16 protein-coding genes and 2 riboswitches are annotated in these 17665 nt (G+C 56.7%); of the genes, 5 read left to right on the top strand and 11 right to left on the bottom strand.

Features of this window, described 5'->3' with window-relative positions; all coding sequences use genetic code 11:
• Positions 1 to 319 precede the first annotated feature (319 nt).
• The 4 genes from ACYQ11_RS03250 (at position 320) to ACYQ11_RS03235 (ending at position 4638) form a co-directional block, all read left to right on the top strand.
• Complete coding sequence (locus ACYQ11_RS03250; protein ID WP_459922307.1) at positions 320 to 1048, top strand: TetR/AcrR family transcriptional regulator; 729 nt, start codon at positions 320 to 322, stop codon at positions 1046 to 1048.
• 429 nt (positions 1049 to 1477) lie between these two features.
• Complete coding sequence (locus ACYQ11_RS03245) at positions 1478 to 2134, top strand: TetR/AcrR family transcriptional regulator (protein ID WP_459922306.1); 657 nt, start codon at positions 1478 to 1480, stop codon at positions 2132 to 2134.
• 84 nt (positions 2135 to 2218) lie between these two features.
• Entirely contained in the window at positions 2219 to 3298 is a 1080-nt protein-coding gene (locus tag ACYQ11_RS03240; protein ID WP_459922305.1) for a CapA family protein, read from the top strand.
• 245 nt (positions 3299 to 3543) lie between these two features.
• Positions 3544 to 4638, top strand: a complete 1095-nt coding sequence (locus ACYQ11_RS03235) for a hybrid sensor histidine kinase/response regulator (protein WP_459922304.1) — start codon at positions 3544 to 3546, stop codon at positions 4636 to 4638.
• Positions 4639 to 4780: 142 nt separating this feature from the next.
• On the opposite strand, the gene ACYQ11_RS03230 is transcribed toward ACYQ11_RS03235, so the two are convergent.
• From ACYQ11_RS03230 to ACYQ11_RS03195, 8 genes are all read right to left on the bottom strand, one after another.
• A complete protein-coding gene (locus tag ACYQ11_RS03230) occupies positions 4781 to 5905 on the bottom strand; it encodes a lytic transglycosylase domain-containing protein (RefSeq protein WP_459922303.1) in 1125 nt (374 codons plus the stop codon).
• A 15-nt stretch (positions 5906 to 5920) separates the two neighbouring features.
• On the bottom strand, positions 5921 to 6883 hold the full coding sequence (locus tag ACYQ11_RS03225) for a tRNA dihydrouridine synthase (RefSeq protein ID WP_459922302.1): 963 nt from the start codon (positions 6881 to 6883) through the stop codon (positions 5921 to 5923).
• A 22-nt stretch (positions 6884 to 6905) separates the two neighbouring features.
• Entirely contained in the window at positions 6906 to 7640 is a 735-nt protein-coding gene (gene cobS / locus ACYQ11_RS03220) for an adenosylcobinamide-GDP ribazoletransferase (protein WP_459922301.1), read from the bottom strand.
• Positions 7637 to 8170 (bottom strand): bifunctional adenosylcobinamide kinase/adenosylcobinamide-phosphate guanylyltransferase, encoded by a 534-nt coding sequence (gene cobU, locus ACYQ11_RS03215; protein WP_459922300.1) that lies wholly within the window; start codon positions 8168 to 8170, stop codon positions 7637 to 7639. Before cobU ends, cobS begins: the two co-directional genes overlap by 4 nt.
• Positions 8167 to 9666 carry a cobyric acid synthase gene (locus tag ACYQ11_RS03210; RefSeq protein WP_459922299.1) on the bottom strand — a complete coding sequence of 500 codons (1500 nt, stop codon included), beginning with the start codon at positions 9664 to 9666 and terminating at the stop codon, positions 8167 to 8169. Before ACYQ11_RS03210 ends, cobU begins: the two co-directional genes overlap by 4 nt.
• 4 nt (positions 9667 to 9670) lie before the next feature.
• A complete protein-coding gene (locus ACYQ11_RS03205; RefSeq protein WP_459922298.1) occupies positions 9671 to 10186 on the bottom strand; it encodes a cob(I)yrinic acid a,c-diamide adenosyltransferase in 516 nt (171 codons plus the stop codon).
• Positions 10183 to 11562 (bottom strand): cobyrinic acid a,c-diamide synthase CobB, encoded by a 1380-nt coding sequence (locus ACYQ11_RS03200; RefSeq protein ID WP_459922297.1) that lies wholly within the window; start codon positions 11560 to 11562, stop codon positions 10183 to 10185. Before ACYQ11_RS03200 ends, ACYQ11_RS03205 begins: the two co-directional genes overlap by 4 nt.
• A gap of 62 nt (positions 11563 to 11624) precedes the next feature.
• Entirely contained in the window at positions 11625 to 11885 is a 261-nt protein-coding gene (locus ACYQ11_RS03195) for a hypothetical protein (protein ID WP_459922296.1), read from the bottom strand.
• Positions 11886 to 12024: 139 nt separating this feature from the next.
• Positions 12025 to 12221, bottom strand: a riboswitch (cobalamin riboswitch).
• Positions 12222 to 12287: 66 nt separating this feature from the next.
• Positions 12288 to 12495, bottom strand: a riboswitch (cobalamin riboswitch).
• 461 nt (positions 12496 to 12956) lie between these two features.
• Between ACYQ11_RS03195 and hflX the strand changes: the two genes are divergently transcribed.
• On the top strand, positions 12957 to 14330 hold the full coding sequence (gene hflX / locus ACYQ11_RS03190; protein ID WP_459922295.1) for a GTPase HflX: 1374 nt from the start codon (positions 12957 to 12959) through the stop codon (positions 14328 to 14330).
• A 515-nt stretch (positions 14331 to 14845) separates the two neighbouring features.
• Here the strand turns inward: hflX and lexA are convergent.
• From lexA to ACYQ11_RS03175, 3 genes are all read right to left on the bottom strand, one after another.
• A complete protein-coding gene (gene lexA / locus ACYQ11_RS03185) occupies positions 14846 to 15487 on the bottom strand; it encodes a transcriptional repressor LexA (protein ID WP_459922294.1) in 642 nt (213 codons plus the stop codon).
• A gap of 36 nt (positions 15488 to 15523) precedes the next feature.
• Entirely contained in the window at positions 15524 to 16489 is a 966-nt protein-coding gene (locus ACYQ11_RS03180) for an integron integrase (protein ID WP_459922293.1), read from the bottom strand.
• An 803-nt stretch (positions 16490 to 17292) separates the two neighbouring features.
• Positions 17293 to 17472, bottom strand: a complete 180-nt coding sequence (locus tag ACYQ11_RS03175; protein WP_459922292.1) for a hypothetical protein — start codon at positions 17470 to 17472, stop codon at positions 17293 to 17295.
• Positions 17473 to 17665: the final 193 nt, after the last annotated feature.

The following is a 17665-nucleotide window of genomic DNA, read 5'->3' as shown; positions in this document are numbered from 1 at the left end:
TGAAATGAGCGTCCCCCCGGCATGATTTGCCCGTATATTCCATATTTTTTCATGGGCCGAAACCATACGCGGTCCGTCACTTCATTGTGTTCAGAGCCCCATCGGCTTAAAAAACGGTTGAATCATTCCACAGGCACGGCAACTGCAAGGCCGAGGCGAGGCGCATTCGGTATCGCGATCCGTAACATCCTAAGGGTTGACAGCAACCCTGTCTCAGTATAAAAGATAAGAATCGTTTAATTTTAACAGCCGTATAACCGAGTCGCTTGCACAGGCTGGTCAACCAGACAGCAAAGACAGAAGATACGCGGTAAAAAACATGGAGTCATCGCTAACCATGGGCAAATCCATTCTCAGACAACTCAAGGAAAATGAACGTGAGGTCCGACGCAAACTGATCATCGATGCGGCAAGATCGCTCTACAAACATGGAGCCTACCACAGTATCGGAATGCGGGACATTTCAAACAAAGCCGGTATCTCGGTGGCATCGCTTTACCAGTATTTTCCAAGCCGGGACGATCTGTTTATCAGCCTTCTCAAATCAGAGTTGGACGCCATCCGGTCACAGCTCTGGAAGGACAACAACTCCCTTGAAGACATCTCGATCAAAATCGTGGATTTCCTGATCGACAACGACGACATTTTCCTGATGCTGGGCCATTTTATGGTCAAGGACGATACGCAGTCTGACGCTCTTGAAAAATTCAACCGTATCCGGGAAATCTTTCTCGACATGCTCAATGCCGCTCTGGCCAATTCCGTCCAGGGCATCAGCCATGACTTGTATTCACGGGCTTTTTTTACCGCCCTCTTCGGCAATGTGATCACCTTCAGAAATCATTACGACGGACATGCCGTTCCACAAAAAAATTCGCTTTACGACATCGTCCGGATCACCGCAAGGGCCTTTCAGGAAGCCCTGAACCAGTCACGGGAAAACGGCGATCATCAACCGATCCCGCGTTGCAACGTCACGCCCCACCCATCTTCCGTACCATGTTCAACAGGGCAGATGCCTGTGAAACGGGCACTGCCGGGTTGTTGAGCTTTGCTTTTCATCGGCATGGGAACCGACGTCCTGACGCGCTTATGATCCATCTGCTGCCGTCACGTCTCCGGCACGGCGGCCGTTTTGACATAAGAAGGGTCTTGGAAAAAATTATTTATCCCATCATGCAGCCCTTGCTTCACATCATCGTTGACGGCTTTTTGCGCGTTCATCCCGACGTCTTTCGGGGCATTTTTTTTCGAGGCCCTGACGTGATCATCCCTATTCCCCCCTGCCCCGGAAATAATCTTGACAGGGACAAATATTGTCGACAATATACAAAAAATCCGGTTTTAATCTCATGTTGACAAAACCGGATCGGAAGCGTAATACTTTTTACACTCGTTAAACTAACGAGGCGGAACACAGTTTCATATTGCCGGTCCGAGGCTGTGACGCAACGACAGAAGGAGCATTCGAACCATCATGTCCAAATCCATACTCAAACAACTCAAGGAAGGGGAGCGGGAAGTCCGTCGCCGGCTGATTCTCGATGCGGCAAAGGCCCTTTACAAAAGAGAGTCCTTCCACAGCATCGGCATGCGTGATATCTCCAGTGAAGCCGGAATATCCGTCGCGTCGCTGTATCAGTATTTTCCCAGCCAGGACGACCTGTTCATCGGCATTCTCAGAAACGAACTCGAGGGTGTCAGAGAACGGCTCTGGCAGGACGGCCGGACCCTTGAGGCGATCTCCATCGACATTGTGGATTTCCTCATCGAAAACGACGACATTTTTCTGATGATGAGCCACTTCATGCTCAAGGGGGAAAAAAATTCAGAGTCTCTGGAAAAATTCACCGAAATCAGGGAGGTGTTTCTCGGTATGCTCGACGAAGCTCTGGCCACAACCGTCCCCGGAACCGGTCAGGAGCACTATTCAAGGGCTTTTTTCACCGCATTGTTCGGCAACGTGATCACGTTCAGAAACCATTACCCGGGACATTCGGCCCCGCCGAAAGAGGTCCTCTACGACATTGTCCGGATCACCGCCCGGGCCTTTCACGAAACCCTGAACCACCCCCGGGGCATGGAGGCCGTCGCCGGTGAACCGTTCAGGGAAAATAAAAAATCACCTTGTTAACCGGGACGGTATTATGTATCCTTGAACATCGTCATCACCCACACCAACCCGGCCCGAACGGGCTGACCACCCAGGAACGATCCGATGCACGTGTTCAGGCTTCACATCATCACCCGGCTTTGCCTCGTGATGACCATCATGATCGCGTTGCCCCGCGCCCATGCCCGGGCGGATGCGGAGACGGTCCGGCCGACGCTGACGGTCGTCGCCGCCGGGGACATCATGATGGGAACCGATTATCCCACCGACGAGTATCTGCCGCCCGACGACGGCCGCTACCTGTTTGAGGGGGTCCGACACATCCTGACCTCGGGAGACATCACCTTCGGAAACCTGGAAGGCGCCCTGATCGACGGCGGCGTCTGCATCAAGGCCTGCAAGGATCCCAAAACCTGCTATGCGTTCCGCATGCCCGCCCGTTACATCAATCATCTGACCGAAGCCGGTTTCACCCTTTTGAGCATCGCCAACAATCACATCGGCGACTTCGGTCTTCCCGGCCGGGACAGCACCTTCCGTCTGCTGAAAAACGCCGGCATCCGTTTTGCCGGCATCGACTCCCGGCCGTACTGCCTGTTTACGGTCAAGGGCCTTGACATCGGTTTTGCCGCCTTCGCCCCCAATGTGGGGACACCGGACCTGCGCGACACGGACGCCGCCGCCGACCTGATTCGCCGGCTCGATGCCGTCTGCGATCTGGTGATCGTCTCGTTTCACGGAGGCGCCGAAGGGGCCGACAACCGTCATGTGACCCGGGAAGACGAGATGTTTTACGGAGAAAACCGAGGCAATGTTTATGCCTTCGCCCACCGCATGATCGATGCGGGCGCCGACCTTGTTCTCGGCCACGGCCCCCATGTGACCCGGGCCGTCGAACGCTACAAGGACCGGTTCATCGCATACAGCCTCGGCAATTTCTGCACCTACGGGCGGTTCAACCTAAGCGGGTCCAACGGCGTGGCTCCCCTTCTGGCACTGACCCTTTCCGCCGACGGCCGCTTTCTCGAAGGCCGGGTGCATTCCATCGCGCTGCACTATACCCGGGGGCCCACCGTGGACCCCGAGGCCCGGGCCCTTTTCGAGCTGATCGAGCTGACCTCCGCAGACTTCCCCGAAACCGGTCTTTCGATCCGTGAAACCGGTGAAATCACTACCCTGCCCTGATCCGGCCGAATGGGACACGACCGTCAAAAAGCCCCCAGACTCAATCGGGGCTTGCCGTCTTTCCGAACATATGATAATTTCATCAAAATCGTTCCAGGCAACAGACTCCGTGCTTCATCAAGGCAAACCTTCGGCGGCTTCAAAAAAGGCCGATTGACTGTTTGTTTATCATACGACGATGGTTCCCGGCGACGTCAACCCCTTACCGGTCAGAGACGAGATTGAACCTTCAAACCGACACAGACATGACAACCAGGGTGCCCACGCTTCTCATTGTCGATGACAATCCGAATAACGTCCAGCTGGTCAAGGCGATTCTTTCCCTTCGAGGCTACCGTCTCCGGATCGCCAAGACCGGCATGGAAGCCCTCGAATCCGTCAACCTCACCCTGCCCGATCTGATCATTCTGGATATCATGATGCCGGGCATGGACGGTTTTGAAGTCTGCCGTCATCTGAAGGACAGCCCGGCCACCCGGGATATTCCCATCGTGTTCCTGACCGCCAAGAGCCACATCGACGATATCATGAAGGGGTTTGAACTCGGCGCCGTGGATTACATCACCAAACCCTTCAGCGCCAACGAGCTTCTGGCACGGGTCGAAATCCACCTGAAACTGAAATTCAGCCAGGACAAGGTGATTCAACAGAAAAACGAGTTGAACGAAATGGTCCAGATTCTCTGCCACGACCTGTCAAACCCCCTGGGGGCGGTCATGTCCAGCTTTGAAATCGCCGAATACGATCCCGATTACCTGAGCCAGAACCGCGAACTGATCCTGTCTTACCTGCGTAAGCAGTTCGAGATCATCGGCCTGGTCCGCGAACTGCGGGGCGTGGCCGAACAACGCCGGATCTTCGAGATCAAACCGGTAGATTTCAACGATGCCGTGGCGGACTCCCTCGAAACCCTCTATTTCAAGCTGAACGAAAAAAAAATCGCCGTTGAAACCCACCTCGACAACCGGATCATGGTGATGGCGGAGCGCACGTCCCTGGTCAATTCCGTGCTCAACAACCTGTTGACCAACGCCATCAAGTTTTCCTACCCCGACGCCGTGATCCGCCTCTCCGGTCGGACCGAGGGCGATACCGCCGTCATCCGGATCACCGACCAGGGCATCGGCATCCCCGACGCCCTGATGGACAAAATTTTCGACATCGACCGAAGGTCCACCCGGTTCGGCACCCTGAGCGAAATCGGAACCGGATTCGGCATGCCCCTGGTCAAAAAATTTATGGACGAATACGGCGCCCGCATCGAGGTGTCGTCCAAGGACGAAGCCGTTTACCCGAATGACCACGGCACCACCATCACCCTGTGGTTCAAAACCCCCTGACCGACACCCGTTCAATATTGGACGGCTTCGAAAAACGTTCGAGATCAAGGCTTGCGAAGACCGAGGAATGAGGCGTACTCAAGGTACGCCGCAGTGACGAGGGATGACGCGTAACGCAGAGATCGGGCGTTTTTCGAAGCCGTCATTTCCTGATCAGAAGCTTCTGCCCCGGATAAATCACCGACCCCCTGATCCCGTTGAGTTTTTTCAGGGTCTGAACCGTCACCCCCGTCTCCCAGGCAATGGACGACAGCACATCGCCCGGCTGGACCACATAATACCGGCTGTCGTAGCGGTGTTTTTCCCGGTAGGCGGGGTCCTTGAGCTTTTCCATGGCCTTTTCAAAGGGAACAACCATCTTTTCCGGAACATGAAGACGATAGGCGCCCATGGGAAGCAGCGGGCTTAAAATCTTGGGGTTGAGTTCCATGAACTCTTTGTAACAGATGCCCGACAGTTCGGCCAGATCGGCGATGTAAAACCGGTCTTCGACCGTCACATCGAGGGTTTTGAACTCATAGGGCGCGTACACCCGTTTTTCGTCGATGCGGAAGCCGTACCGTTCGGGGTGTTCCATGATCAGCTTGATGGAGGCGATGCGGAACACGTACCGCTCCGTTTCCATGGGCAGATCCAGGCTGAAATAATCGGTGCCCGTCTGGGTTTTCAGGGCCTTGTTCAGGGCGTTCTCCCCGCAGTTGTAGGCGGCCATGGCCAGCATCCAGGTGCCGAAGGTCCGATGGAGGTCGCCCAGATAGACCAGGGCCGCATCGGTGGACCTGTCAAAACAGAGCCGCTCGTCCATCATGGTCTGATTGACCGTCAGGCCGTATCGCCGGGCCGTGTCCTCCATCAGCTGCCAGATGCCCAGGGCGCCGGCCTTGGATTTGATGTGAGTATGAAGGGCGCTCTCGGCCACGGCCAAATATTTCAGGTCATCGGGCAGCCCCGCCTCGGCCAGGCGGTCTTCGAACAATGGAAAAAACCGTGAGGCCCGTTTCAGCCACATGAACACCTGGGGGATATCCCAGACGGCGATGGTGAATTCCCGATCGAACATCTCCCGGTTCAGGGGATCGGTCAGATCGATTTTTTCGCCGCACAGGCGCATGGCATCAGGAATGTCGTACTCCGTCACGTAGGGAAGTCCCGTACGCACATGCCGGACCTCCGAGCCGGTGTCACAGGGGGAATGGCAGGAAACATTGAAAACAACAAAAAACAGGGCCAGAGCCGGAAGGACGCCATCCGGAATACGGGCAATCATGGGTGGAACCTCCTCTCAGAGATCAGGAGGGCCGAGCCAGCGGGGGCCTGCATCAAAAAACGCCTCGACCTGGGAACGATAATGATCGGGGCAGCCGATCTTTTTGATGATCTTGAAAAAACCCGTCCCCCCCTCGATGGAGGGGGCAAGATAGGACCAGAACCCTTTGATCCGGTCCATGACATGGGCAGGCCCGGACAGACTGTCCAGCCGCTCCTGAAAATAATCGTCGTGGAACGCCTTGATGACGTTGATTTTGTCGGGAACCGTATCACACTCCCCTTTGATTGTCATGGGCAAAAAGGGATCGCTAAGCACACCCCGTCCGATCATCCACCGGTCGATCCAGGGAAAACGCCGTTCCCGAAGCTCGAAATCGTCACGGCAGCGGATATCGCCGTTGTAGACCATGGTGTGACCGGACAGGTCACAGGCCTCCGCAAACCGGTCCAGGTCCGCCTCGCCCTCGTACATCTGGATCCCGGTCCGGGGATGCAGAATGATTTCATCGATGGGATAGCGGTTCAGGATCGGCATCAGGGCATGAATCTCAGAGGCCTCATGACGGCCCAGCCGCATCTTGATACTGAGGCCGGTTTTCATCAGCGGGAAGACGGTGTCCAGAAAGGCATCGATCTGATCGGGGAAGCACAAGAGCCCGGAGCCTTTGCGTTTTTTGGCTACCATCTTGTAGGGGCACCCCAGGTTCCAATTGACGGTTTTGTATCCCAGCTCGTGAAGCTGATTGGCCACCACGGCGAAATCCGCCGGGTCGTTGCCCATGATCTGGGGAATGACCGGCAGCGGGCCGTTCAGTTCAGGCAAAACGTCCCGTATTTCCTTTTTCTTGCACCGTCCTTCCTGAAGGGCCGAAATAAACGGGGCCATGGCCAGGTCAAAACCCGGAAAGAACCGTGTGTACGTATTCCGGAAAATCCGGTCGGTGAGCCCCTGGAGCGGGGCGAGATAGAGAATCATGAAAACACCTTTGACGGCTTCTTCAACACCCCGCCCCCATGGCCAGTACCAAAAAAAGCACCGCTTCCGACACTTCCGTCATGGCCCCGAGCATATCGCCGGTCACGCAGCCCAGAACCTTCCGGTAAAAAGCAAGAAGCGCACCCACCAAAAGGGCAAGCGCCGCCATCAACAAAATGCCGCGACCACCGAGAAGAAAGCAGAGGCCAAGAGGAATCAGCGTCCACCGGAAGGCCGAGGCGGGGAGTTTTTCCGCGAAATGGGCCTTGCCCGTCCCCTCAGCCCGCCCGTAATCGAGACACCGGATACCGAAGATCATCGCCGACCGGGCCAGGGCGGGCACCGTCACAAGCATCAATGTTCTCTGCAGGCCCGCGTCGGGAAGGCCGGACAGACCGGCCCATTTCATGGCCAGGGCGCAAAAAAGAGCGACCAGGCCCATCACGCCCACCCGGCTGTCCTTCATGATCTCAAGCATCCGCTCTTTGGACCGGTGGCTGAACAGGCCGTCGGCCGTATCGGCCAGACCGTCCAGATGAAAGGCGCCTGTAATGACCGCCAGAAAGACCACATCAAGCACCGCCACGATATGACCGGGCCAGACCATCAGGGCGACCCGGTCAAAGACCGCAAGCAGTCCGCCGATCAGAAGTCCCACCAGCGGAAAACAGGGAATCATGCCCAGGGCGTCATAGGGACGATTTTTTGGACCGGGCAGGATGGTGATGAATTGCAGGGCCGAAAAGAATCCGTTCATAACAGAACCTCTCCCTTGACGGCCATGGGAATCCCGGCCACGGTCAGGACCACCCGGCCCAGTGCCCCTGCCACCCGCTGGTTGACGATTCCGGCCAGATCCCGGAACCGCCGGGCCAGAGCGTTGTCGGGCACGATGCCCATGCCCACCTCGTTGGCCACCAGAACAACCGGTGAGGGCGCGGCGGACAAGGCGTCGATCAGGTCGGCGATCCGCCGGTCGATCTCCGCATCGGCCATGTCCTTCATCAGCATATTGGTCAGCCAGAGGGTCAGGCAGTCGACCAGCACCACCCCGCCGTCCGGATTCCGGATGATCGGGGAAAGATCAAGGGGCTCTTCCACCGTTTGCCAGGTGTGATCCCGGTCGGCCCGGTGCTTTCGGACCCGCTCGTTCATTTCCTCATCCAGGGGCACGCAGGTGGCCACATAAAGCCGCTCCGGCGAAAGGCGTTCACACAGCCTCTGGGCGTACCTGCTTTTACCGCTTTTGCATCCCCCCACGATCAGGGTGTGCTTATCATGCATCATAAAAACGTTTCCTTGAAAATCGCGTCCACATCCACATGGCGGACCACATGCTCCAAAAGGGCGGTGTAGGCCCGTTCCCTGGCCGGAAGTCCGCAGACATCAGGCACGTCGATGCCGGAAAGACCCATGGCCGCCAGCATCCTGCGTGTGATACCGGCCCGGTCGAACAGGCCGTGCATGTAGGTTCCCATCACGTTCCCCCCACCAGACACGCAGCCGTCTTCATCGGCGCAGGGTGCCCCGTTGCGTTCCACCACGGAAAACAACGGGCGTCCGCCATGGCGCACGGTCTTTCCCATATGAATCTCATAGCCCAGTCCCTCGCACCCGTCCCAGGTGAACCGGCTCAAGGTGGTGGTTTTCTCGGCCATCATCGTGGTGCTGACCGGCAGAAGGCCAAGGCCCCGAATCCTGCCCGGCGGGCCTTCATGCCCCGCAGGATCGTCAAGTCCCTCGCCCAGCATCTGATACCCCCCGCAGATACCCAGAACCGCCCCGCCCCGGTCAGCATAGTCCCTTATGCGACCGGCCCAGCCCGAATCGTTCAGCCAGGCCAGATCGTGACGCGTATTCTTGGAACCGGGCAGCACCACCCCGGCAAACCCTGACAGATCCGCCGGATCATGGACAAAGGAAAGCGAAAGACCCTTAAGGGCGGTCAAGGGGTCGAAATCGGTGAAATTGGAGATATGGGGCAGACGGATCACGGCGATGCCGGGCCCTCCCGGTGCGGGACTTAGAGGCGCAGCTCCCTTTTCGATGACCACCGAATCTTCGGCCTCGATGCCCAGATTCTCGACCCAGGGCAGCACCCCGAACACCGGTTTGCCCGTGGCATTCTCGATCCAGGCCGTCCCGTCCCTGAACAGATCGATATCTCCCCGAAAGCGGTTGATCACAAACCCCTTCACCCGTTCCTGATCCTCGTAGGGCAGACAATAAAGGGTGCCGACGATCTGGGCAAAGACCCCGCCCCGGTGGATGTCGGCCACCAGAATCACCGGCGCGTCGGCGGCCCGGGCAATGTTGAAGTTCACGATGTCGCCTGCCATAAGATTCACTTCGGCGCAGGACCCGGCCCCTTCGATCACCACCACGTCATGCTCGGCCCTCAGGCGGGACAAAGCCGCCAGCGCCGTTTCAAACAGGACGTCTTTTTTCGCGTGGTAGGCCGCAGCCGTGCTGTTTCCGGAAACCTTCCCCAGCACCACCACCTGTGAGCCCACCTCACTGGTGGGTTTGAGCAAAACGGGGTTCATGTCCACCCGGGGCGCCGCCCCCGCCGCCTCGGCCTGGACGATCTGGGCCCGTCCCATCTCCAGCCCCTCAGGGGTCACCCCGGAGTTGTTGGACATGTTCTGGGCCTTGAACGGCGCGACCCGAAGACCCCGCTCCCGGAAATACCGGCACAGGGCCGTGGCCACGATACTCTTGCCCACATCCGACCCCGTCCCGAACACGGCCACGCAGGCCGCCTGTTTTTTTGTCTGTTTCATCACGCTATTTTTCGATTCCCACCCGTGCGGCAACCCCGTTTTGGTAATAGTGTTTGATCTCTTTCATTTCCGTCACCAGATCGGCCCTATCGATCAGGGCCTGCCCCGCGCCGCGACCGGTGATGACCAGCTCCATGGGATCGGGTTTCAAATCGATCAGCCCAAGCAGGTCCGATTCCGAGAACAGGCCGCAGGCCACAGCCACACAGGCCTCTTCGAGAATCAGAATGTCGACGTTTCCCGCCGTCATAATCTCACATGCCCGAGCCAGCCCCTGTTTCCCGGCGGCCTTGTCGTCATCGGAGGGGCTGCCTTTGACGAACCGGCCCAGGCCGTACTGCTCCACCGTAACCAGATCCGGGAACAGAGACAGGGCCTTGATTTCGCTGTAGTCCCCTTTTTTAAGGAACTGGAGGATAAACACCGTAAGTCCCGCCCCAACGGCACGCAGGGTCAGACCCAGACAGGCCGTGGTCTTGCCCTTGCCGTTTCCCGTATAGATCTGAACATAACCTTTCATGACGGCATCCTTTCCCGCCGGTATTCCCGACAGGCCGAAACAAAATGAGCGGCCGCGTCCGGCCTGCTACCCCAATGAAGATGGACATAGCTTCCCAGGGTTCGCCCGGTCCTGTAGCCTTCCCGGACCCCTTGACCGCCCCTTCGGGACGAGACCTGATACACCGTCTCTGGGGCCTTTCCGGTGTCCACATGCGAATAATGAAATTCATGCCCCCGGATCACCTGACCCGGCGGGCCGATCACTGTCTTCTCCGTCAGCGTCACCTCCCTGTACCCCAGTGAGCGGAGTTTTTCAAGCATCACGGCGGAAAAGGGAAAGCAGCCGGTCATGGGGTGGGCGTTCCCATCAAAATCCCGAATCTCGCGGCACAGGTACATAAACCCGCCGCATTCGCCATAAATGGGCATACCCGCCGTGCTTGCCGTCCGGACCGCCCTCCGCAGATCGTGATTGGCCGAAAGGGTTTTTGCAAACAGCTCGGGGTATCCGCCGCCGAAATACAACCCGTCCAGATTCTCCGGCAGACGGGTATCTGAAAGGGGGGAAAAAAACACCAGTTCGGCTCCCTTTTCCTCGAGCAGCTCAAGGTTGTCCGGATAATAGAAGCAGAAGGCCCGGTCCCGGGCCACGCCGATGCGGACCTCGGCCTTCGCCCCGGAAAGGGCCGGGCCTTTCAAAGAGGCCGGAATCTCGTTGAGGGAGTGTAGCAGATCATCCACGGCAAGGCCCGCCTCGACCATGTCCGCCAGGACCGACAGGTGCCCATCGGAAAGGCCCTGTTCCTCATCGGTCACCAGCCCCAGATGCCGCTCAGGCATGACAACGGCCTGATTCCGGTCAATGCCGCCCAGACAGGGCATGGCCACATGGCCGTCAAGGGCCTCGGTCAGCATGGTCAGATGGGCGGGGCTGCCCACCCGGTTGAAGACCACCCCGGCAAACCGAAGATCCGGATCGAAGCCCTCGAACCCCTTGACCAGGGCGGCCCCGCTCCGGGCCATGCTGCGGGCGTCCACCACCAGCACCACCGGCAGGCCCAGCCACTTGGCCATCTGTGCCGTGGAACCGGCCTCGGTCCTGCCGTCAAACCCGTCATACAGCCCCATGACCCCTTCGACCACGGCAATATCCGCATCCGATGACACCCGTTCGAACAGGGCTTTGTTATAGTCCCGGGACAGCATCCAGCCGTCCAGGTTGCGGCTGACCCGTCCCGCCGCCCGCCGATGATGCCCCGGATCGATGTAATCCGGCCCCACCTTGAACGGAGCCACACGAAGCCCCCGCCGCCTGAAAAGGGCCATCAGCCCCAGGCTCACCGATGTTTTTCCGCAACCGCTGTGGGTTCCGGCGATAATCAGTCCCCGCGCCATATCAAACAAATGCCTTTCGCAATAAATCGCCCCCTTCAACGCTGAAGGGGGCGAAAACCACATCATCCCCGCAGACGCAGGGACCGCCCGGTCAGGGCCACCTCTCCGGTTTCGGTAAACCGGCCCATCACGCAGATGATCCGCTGCATCCCCCGGGCGCTCAGGGCAAAGTCCGCATCGTACACGTCATGATACCCCCGGGTCTTCGAAATCCAGGCCACCTTGTCGGCCTTGACGTCCAGATGTAAAGGAACGGGTTTCGATTCCGGACAAAACCCCTGGGGTTCGTCCCCTGCCATGTAAATAATCACACCGGTTTTCATAAAACGCCTCCTTTGATCCGATACGCAGGAGGCATGCCGTGACGCCCCCTGCTCTGTTAAGAACAAAAGGGCTGCACCCAGCTTACTTGACCCTTTTTCACCATTGTCCGGCCCGGACGCTCCGTTCATCCGCGAAGCAAAAGGGCCACATGATGGGGCAGGTATTCTGACTCTCCCGCCATTCAGACGGCCTTCCCATTCCGTGCCCGAAACAGTGACGCGCAAGGTCTGAACAGCTCCCGTTTTCAAACGGGCGGGGATCACAGCGGCGGGACCGTTCCCGATTTTCACGGGATTCCCTTCCCCCATCACAAAACCAAAAAAATCCCGCAACGACGCAGGCCGTTGCGGGATTTCCGTATTCAATCCCAAAACCCGACGCCGCCCCCATGGTCCTCGAGGAGACGGCCGAATGTCCAGGCAGGTCTTCTGACTTTCCCTCCTTGCCGGCGGCCTTCCCGACCTGATCATCGGTCAGTGGCAGAGGTTGCGGACAAGGTTCCTTAGTTAAAAGGCAGGATCACAGCGGCGGGCCCGTCCCCGACTCTCACGGGGTTCCCTTTCGGCTTGACGGCACGTGACGGCAAGCACCTGAACATGTGAAAAATTAACCGAAGGATAGTGTTTCGGACAGAAAAAAGTCAAGGATTATTCCGCCATGAACGCGGAGCCATGCCTGGGCCTACGCGTGGTGTGACACAGCCTGACGCCGTGCACCATGACATGCCAGAAAAGAGCCCCGGCTCTTTTCCTTCGTGCCCTTCGTGAGCTTCGTGGTCAAACACTTAAACCACCCGGTCGCTGCGCTCCCTGAAGGACACGAAGAGCGCGAAGGAAAAATGGTTTGTCACGTCTTGCCGCCTCCATCGTGAACGTGCTCGTGCTCGTGACCGTAAACGTGAACGGCATCAATCCGTCCCGCAAAATGAAGCCCATGTGTTTTGAAAAACATATCTGCGATTGCCTTGCCCGTTCGGTTTTGTCCTGTTGCTTTCTTCCGCCAAACAGGATAAATGAATATGGCGTTATAAAAACAACAATTTAAATTAAGCCGAGGTTTCAAACCAAACCATGATCGATCACGCACTTGTAAAGAAAACGGCGGTGCTTTTTTCCGTTCAAACCCCGGACGTCAGCGATGAGGAAAACGAGGCCTCCCTCCTCGAACTCCGGCGTCTTTCGCAAACCATGGGTCTCGACGTCATCGCCACGCTGACCCAGCGCCGCCCCAAACCCGACAAAGCCGCCCTGCTGGGTGCGGGAAAACTGAAGGAACTGGCCCGCTATACCGGCGGCACGGGCGTGGTCGAAGGATTCGGCCGGAAATCGGACGATGACGACGACGAGGATGCCTGCCGTGACGAATACCTTGACAGCGATGAGGGCAGCCCGGACGATGCCCCGGAAACGAAAGCCGCCTGCGTCATCTATGATGGTGAAATCTCCACCAAGCAGCTTCAGAACCTGGAGCAGGCCACCGGTGTCGAAGTGCTGGACCGCACGGGTGTGATCCTCGAAATATTCAGCCGTCATGCGAAAAGCCGCGAGGCCCTCATCCAGGTGGAGATCGCCAAGCTGACCTATCTGGCGCCGAGAATACGGGCGTCCCGCATCGGCGGCGACCGGCAGGGCGGCGGTCTTGGTGCCAAAGGTGCCGGAGAGACGTCCCATGAGCTCGACAAACGACGGATCAGGGATCGTATCGCCGAGCTGAAAGCCCGCCTGGTGGAGATCCACGAGGAACAGAACCGACGTCGCAGCCGACGGAAAGAAAATTTCCAGGTGGCACTGGTCGGTTATACCAATGCGGGAAAATCGTCACTCATGCGCAAGCTCACCGGCAGCGATGTCCTGGTGCAGGACAAGCTGTTCGCCACCCTCGATACCCGCGTGAAGGTCATGCAGCCCGAAAGCTTCCCGCCGGTCCTCGTCTCGGATACGGTGGGCTTTATCAAAAAACTGCCCCACGATCTGGTGGCCTCGTTCCAGTCCACCCTCGATGAAGCCCTGGCCGCCTCCCTGCTTCTGTTTACCGTCGATGCCTCGGACCCGGCCTTTCGCTCCCAACTGGCCGTCACCCAATCGGTCATCAGGGAAATCGGCGGAGAAGAAATCCCCCGCCGCCTGGTCCTCAACAAAATCGACAAACTCACCCCCGCCCAACTGGACGAGCTTCACAACGAATTCCCCGAGGCGATCTTGATCTCCGCCCACAACGACGAGGACGTCGCCCGCTTGCGCACCGTGATTCTTGAGTTCTTCGAAACCGGCATGATCGAAACCACCCTGACCATCCCCTACGCCAAAGGTCGGCTCCTCGGCCAACTGCGATCCAAAGCCGCCATCCTGTCTGAAACCTACGACGAAACCGGCACAAAAATAACCCTCAAAACCTTCCCCGAAACCCTGACCTGGCTGGAGACCATGATGGGGGGTCAGGGATAAAGGGTTCACCACAGAGACACGGAGGGCACTGTAGGGGCGATCCGCGATCGCCCAAATGCCTCTGGCGGCCCTCCGGGGGCAAACGTTTGAAACGTTAGACAAACGGATTTTTTTTGGTTTTCTCACGGAGACACAAAGGCAGAAAAGGGAAATGGGGATAGGTGGCCAGGCAAAGCCCGAAAAAATGACAATCACGTCCCATGCCCCCGCAATCATCACCTCCCGCCCATGCGACCGCCTGTCGTAGGGTGGGCTTCGCCCACCAATCAGACCATCATCCTTATAAAATTCAGGACCCTACCAAATTACTCGACACCAACGACCAAAGAATTCACCACGGAGACACGGAGAGCACGGAGAAAAAAGAAAACCGGATGCCCATACGGGCCGTGTGTGACATTGTAGAGACGCACGGCGTGCGTCTCCTTTGGAAAAAAAAGAGAAAGGGTTGCCGGGCAAAGCCCGTGGGCTGATAATGACAACGCAAACCAATCGCATGGCCCCATCGGAACCTCTCAGGCCCCGAACGATCCCGGCCCCCGAATAAGGCCGATCACCTTGCCCTGAATGAGAACCTCCTCGAATCCGTACCGCACCGGTTTGAAATCCGGATTGTCCGGTTGAAGTTCGATGTGGCTTTTTCTCAGGTAAAACCGCTTGACCGTTGCTTCTTCATGGTTGATCAGCGCCGCCACGATTTCCCCGTTGCCTGCAAACTGGCGGGGTTCACAGATCACGGTGTCTCCGTCGAGGATTCCTGCGTTCTTCATCGAGTCTCCCAGAATCCTTAAACCAAAAAGATGCTCACCTTTGAAAACAGTTCCATCCACCATAAGTGATCCGTCCCAGACCTGCTGGGCATAAAGGGGCAGTCCGGCGGCGATCGTTCCCACGATGGGGATACGTTTGAGTGATTCGGATAATTCATAAAAATTTTCAACAGGATTCAGCCGAATGACCCGGCTGTATTTCCCATCCCTCCGGATGTATCCTTTTTTTTCAAGGGCCTTGAGCATCTGGGCAATGGCCGCATGGGTGACCCCGTTGGCAAGGGCCGCGTCGCGTAGGGTGGGCGTCCGGCCATGGACCCGATACTGCTCGTTGAGATAGGCCAGGAGTTCGGCCTGTTTTGGGGTAAGGTCAATACCGTCTGTCATCAATCAGGTCTCGTGGTGTTAATTGACGTTAATATGCTAAGTTCTGTCCAGAGGGCTCCGAACAGCCATACCGCCCCGATTGAGCACGTGGGTGTAGATCATGGTGGTCGAAACATCCTTGTGCCCAAGCAGTTCCTGAATGGTCCGGATGTCATAGCCGCTTTCAAGGAGCTGGGTGGCGAAACTGTGCCTGAACACATGGGTGCTGATCGGTTTGATCACATGGGTCAGTTTAGCGGCTTTGCGAATGGCTTTGTTAACCGACGTCAGGTGGATATGGTGGCGGCGCGTGACGCCCGAGCGGGGATCCGCCGACACGCTGTCCGAAGGAAACACGTATTGCCAGTTCCATGATGTCGCCGCGTTCGGATATTTTTCATCAAGGGCGAATGGAAGATAGACCGATCCCAATCCAATTCTCAAATCGTTCTGATGAAGGCACTGAACGTAGGTAAGATGGGTCGAAAGGTCGGAGGCGAGGCCTTCGGGAAGCATGGTTACACGGTCCTTCTGTCCCTTTCCGTCACGGACAAGGATCTGGTGGCGGGAAAAATCGATGTCCTTGACCCGGAGACGGAGACATTCGATTCCCCGGAGGCCGGAGCCGTAGATCAGCTTGACGATGATCTTGTATACTCCCGTGATTGCGTCAATCAGCGTCATCGCCTCGTCATGGGTAAGCACCGTCGGCAGTCGGGTGGGCCGTTTGGCCCTCATGGCGTCAATCTGCTCGAACGCATCAAGCTCCAGCACCTTCTGATAAAGGAACAAAAGGGCACAAAACGCCTGGTTCTGAGTCGAGGCCGCCACCTTTCGATCAACAGCCAGATGATTCAGAAAGGCTTCGATTTCCTTTTTACCCATATCCTTGGGATGCCGCTTGTCGTGAAACAGGATAAACCGTTTGATCCAGTCCACATAAGCGGTTTCCGTGCGAATGGAATAGTGAAGAAGACGGATTTTCTGTCTGACCTGATCGAGCAGTCTGGGCTTTTGAAGCATATGATCTCTCCGTTCGCATGCCGCCGTGATGGTGTAAATGGGTGAGCTCCCGACCAAAATATATAATGAACAAAATGTTTACATTATATATACAAAACAAAAATGGATCATGCAACCCAAAAAAGTACCCTCACAGATGAAAGTCCAGGTTATAGAGCCCCTCTATAAACTCGGATTCCGGCGTTATAAAGCCAAACGCCTTTATAACATGACCATGTTTATAAAGACGTTTGGCTTCGATTGCCCGAATCCCATATGAACAAATCAAGCATGACGACACACAGGCGGGCCGAACAAATTAATTCATAAAGCCAACGTGTTACCTGTTTACAAAACAATCACACGATGGTATGACGGGTAAAATTTGTTCCCGTTTTATAAAGCGTTACGTCTTTCTAATAACTTGTTGGCAGTCGGATGAACGCCTGGGTAAAAAGTAAAATATTGATTTGCTCTTTCAAAAAGAAATGTTGTAAAGAAATCGGAGTTAAGGCTTTCTCCTGTTGAACGACTTTTCAAATTCAACCGCCGTCTCGTTCAGGGTGGCCCATCCGCTCAACCCTTGCGGCGGTTTCCGGCGCCTTCGTTCTCAGGGCGGCCCGCTTTTTCGAAGGCTTTCACGGCTTTGATCAGCGTTTGGTTCTGGTTGTTCTTTGTCACACCTGGCATATTGTTTCCACGTTCCCCGGCATTGGGTTCATCACGTCTTGTTCCCCACCCATTCGCCACCGTGAATCAATCTGCCAACAATTGCTTCCACCGGACCGGGCTACAGCTTGTCCCTTTTGGAAGTCTTTAGTTTTTCAACCTTTTTCGCCCATCGGCACAGCGTCTCGATTCGCCGCCCGGCCGGTGAAGCACACGTTGGCAGTCGGACGAACGCCTGGAGAAAAAGTAGAAAATTGATTTGCTCTTTCAAAAACAAATGTTGTAAAGAAATCGGAGTTTGGGCTTTCTCCTGTTGAACGACTTTTCAAATTCAACCGCTGTCTCGTTCAGGGTGGCCCATCTGCTCAACCCTTGTGGCGGTTTCCGTCTCCCTCGTTCTCAGGGCGGCCCGCTCGTTAGAAGGCTTTCACGGCTTTGATCAGCGTTTGGTTCTGGTTGTTCTTTGTCACACCTGGCATATTGTTCCCACGTTCTCCGGCATTGGGTTCATCACGTCCTGTTCCACAC

Source organism: Desulfatiferula olefinivorans, from assembly GCF_054657895.1.
Note: the sequence above shows the minus strand (reverse complement) of the source record. Positions and strands in the feature narration are given on the sequence as shown.

What these genes read in the sequence shown, in the direction of transcription:
- ACYQ11_RS03250 (WP_459922307.1), top strand. Translation starts at nt 320, where the DNA reads ATGGAGTCATCGCTAACCATGGGCAAATCCATTCTCAGACAACTCAAG.
- ACYQ11_RS03245 (WP_459922306.1), top strand. Translation starts at nt 1,478, where the DNA reads ATGTCCAAATCCATACTCAAACAACTCAAGGAAGGGGAGCGGGAAGTC.
- ACYQ11_RS03240 (WP_459922305.1), top strand. Translation starts at nt 2,219, where the DNA reads ATGCACGTGTTCAGGCTTCACATCATCACCCGGCTTTGCCTCGTGATG.
- ACYQ11_RS03235 (WP_459922304.1), top strand. Translation starts at nt 3,544, where the DNA reads ATGACAACCAGGGTGCCCACGCTTCTCATTGTCGATGACAATCCGAAT.
- ACYQ11_RS03230 (WP_459922303.1), bottom strand. Translation starts at nt 5,905, where the DNA reads ATGATTGCCCGTATTCCGGATGGCGTCCTTCCGGCTCTGGCCCTGTTT.
- ACYQ11_RS03225 (WP_459922302.1), bottom strand. Translation starts at nt 6,883, where the DNA reads ATGATTCTCTATCTCGCCCCGCTCCAGGGGCTCACCGACCGGATTTTC.
- cobS (WP_459922301.1), bottom strand. Translation starts at nt 7,640, where the DNA reads ATGAACGGATTCTTTTCGGCCCTGCAATTCATCACCATCCTGCCCGGT.
- cobU (WP_459922300.1), bottom strand. Translation starts at nt 8,170, where the DNA reads ATGATGCATGATAAGCACACCCTGATCGTGGGGGGATGCAAAAGCGGT.
- ACYQ11_RS03210 (WP_459922299.1), bottom strand. Translation starts at nt 9,666, where the DNA reads ATGAAACAGACAAAAAAACAGGCGGCCTGCGTGGCCGTGTTCGGGACG.
- ACYQ11_RS03205 (WP_459922298.1), bottom strand. Translation starts at nt 10,186, where the DNA reads ATGAAAGGTTATGTTCAGATCTATACGGGAAACGGCAAGGGCAAGACC.
- ACYQ11_RS03200 (WP_459922297.1), bottom strand. Translation starts at nt 11,562, where the DNA reads ATGGCGCGGGGACTGATTATCGCCGGAACCCACAGCGGTTGCGGAAAA.
- ACYQ11_RS03195 (WP_459922296.1), bottom strand. Translation starts at nt 11,885, where the DNA reads ATGAAAACCGGTGTGATTATTTACATGGCAGGGGACGAACCCCAGGGG.
- hflX (WP_459922295.1), top strand. Translation starts at nt 12,957, where the DNA reads ATGATCGATCACGCACTTGTAAAGAAAACGGCGGTGCTTTTTTCCGTT.
- lexA (WP_459922294.1), bottom strand. Translation starts at nt 15,487, where the DNA reads ATGACAGACGGTATTGACCTTACCCCAAAACAGGCCGAACTCCTGGCC.
- ACYQ11_RS03180 (WP_459922293.1), bottom strand. Translation starts at nt 16,489, where the DNA reads ATGCTTCAAAAGCCCAGACTGCTCGATCAGGTCAGACAGAAAATCCGT.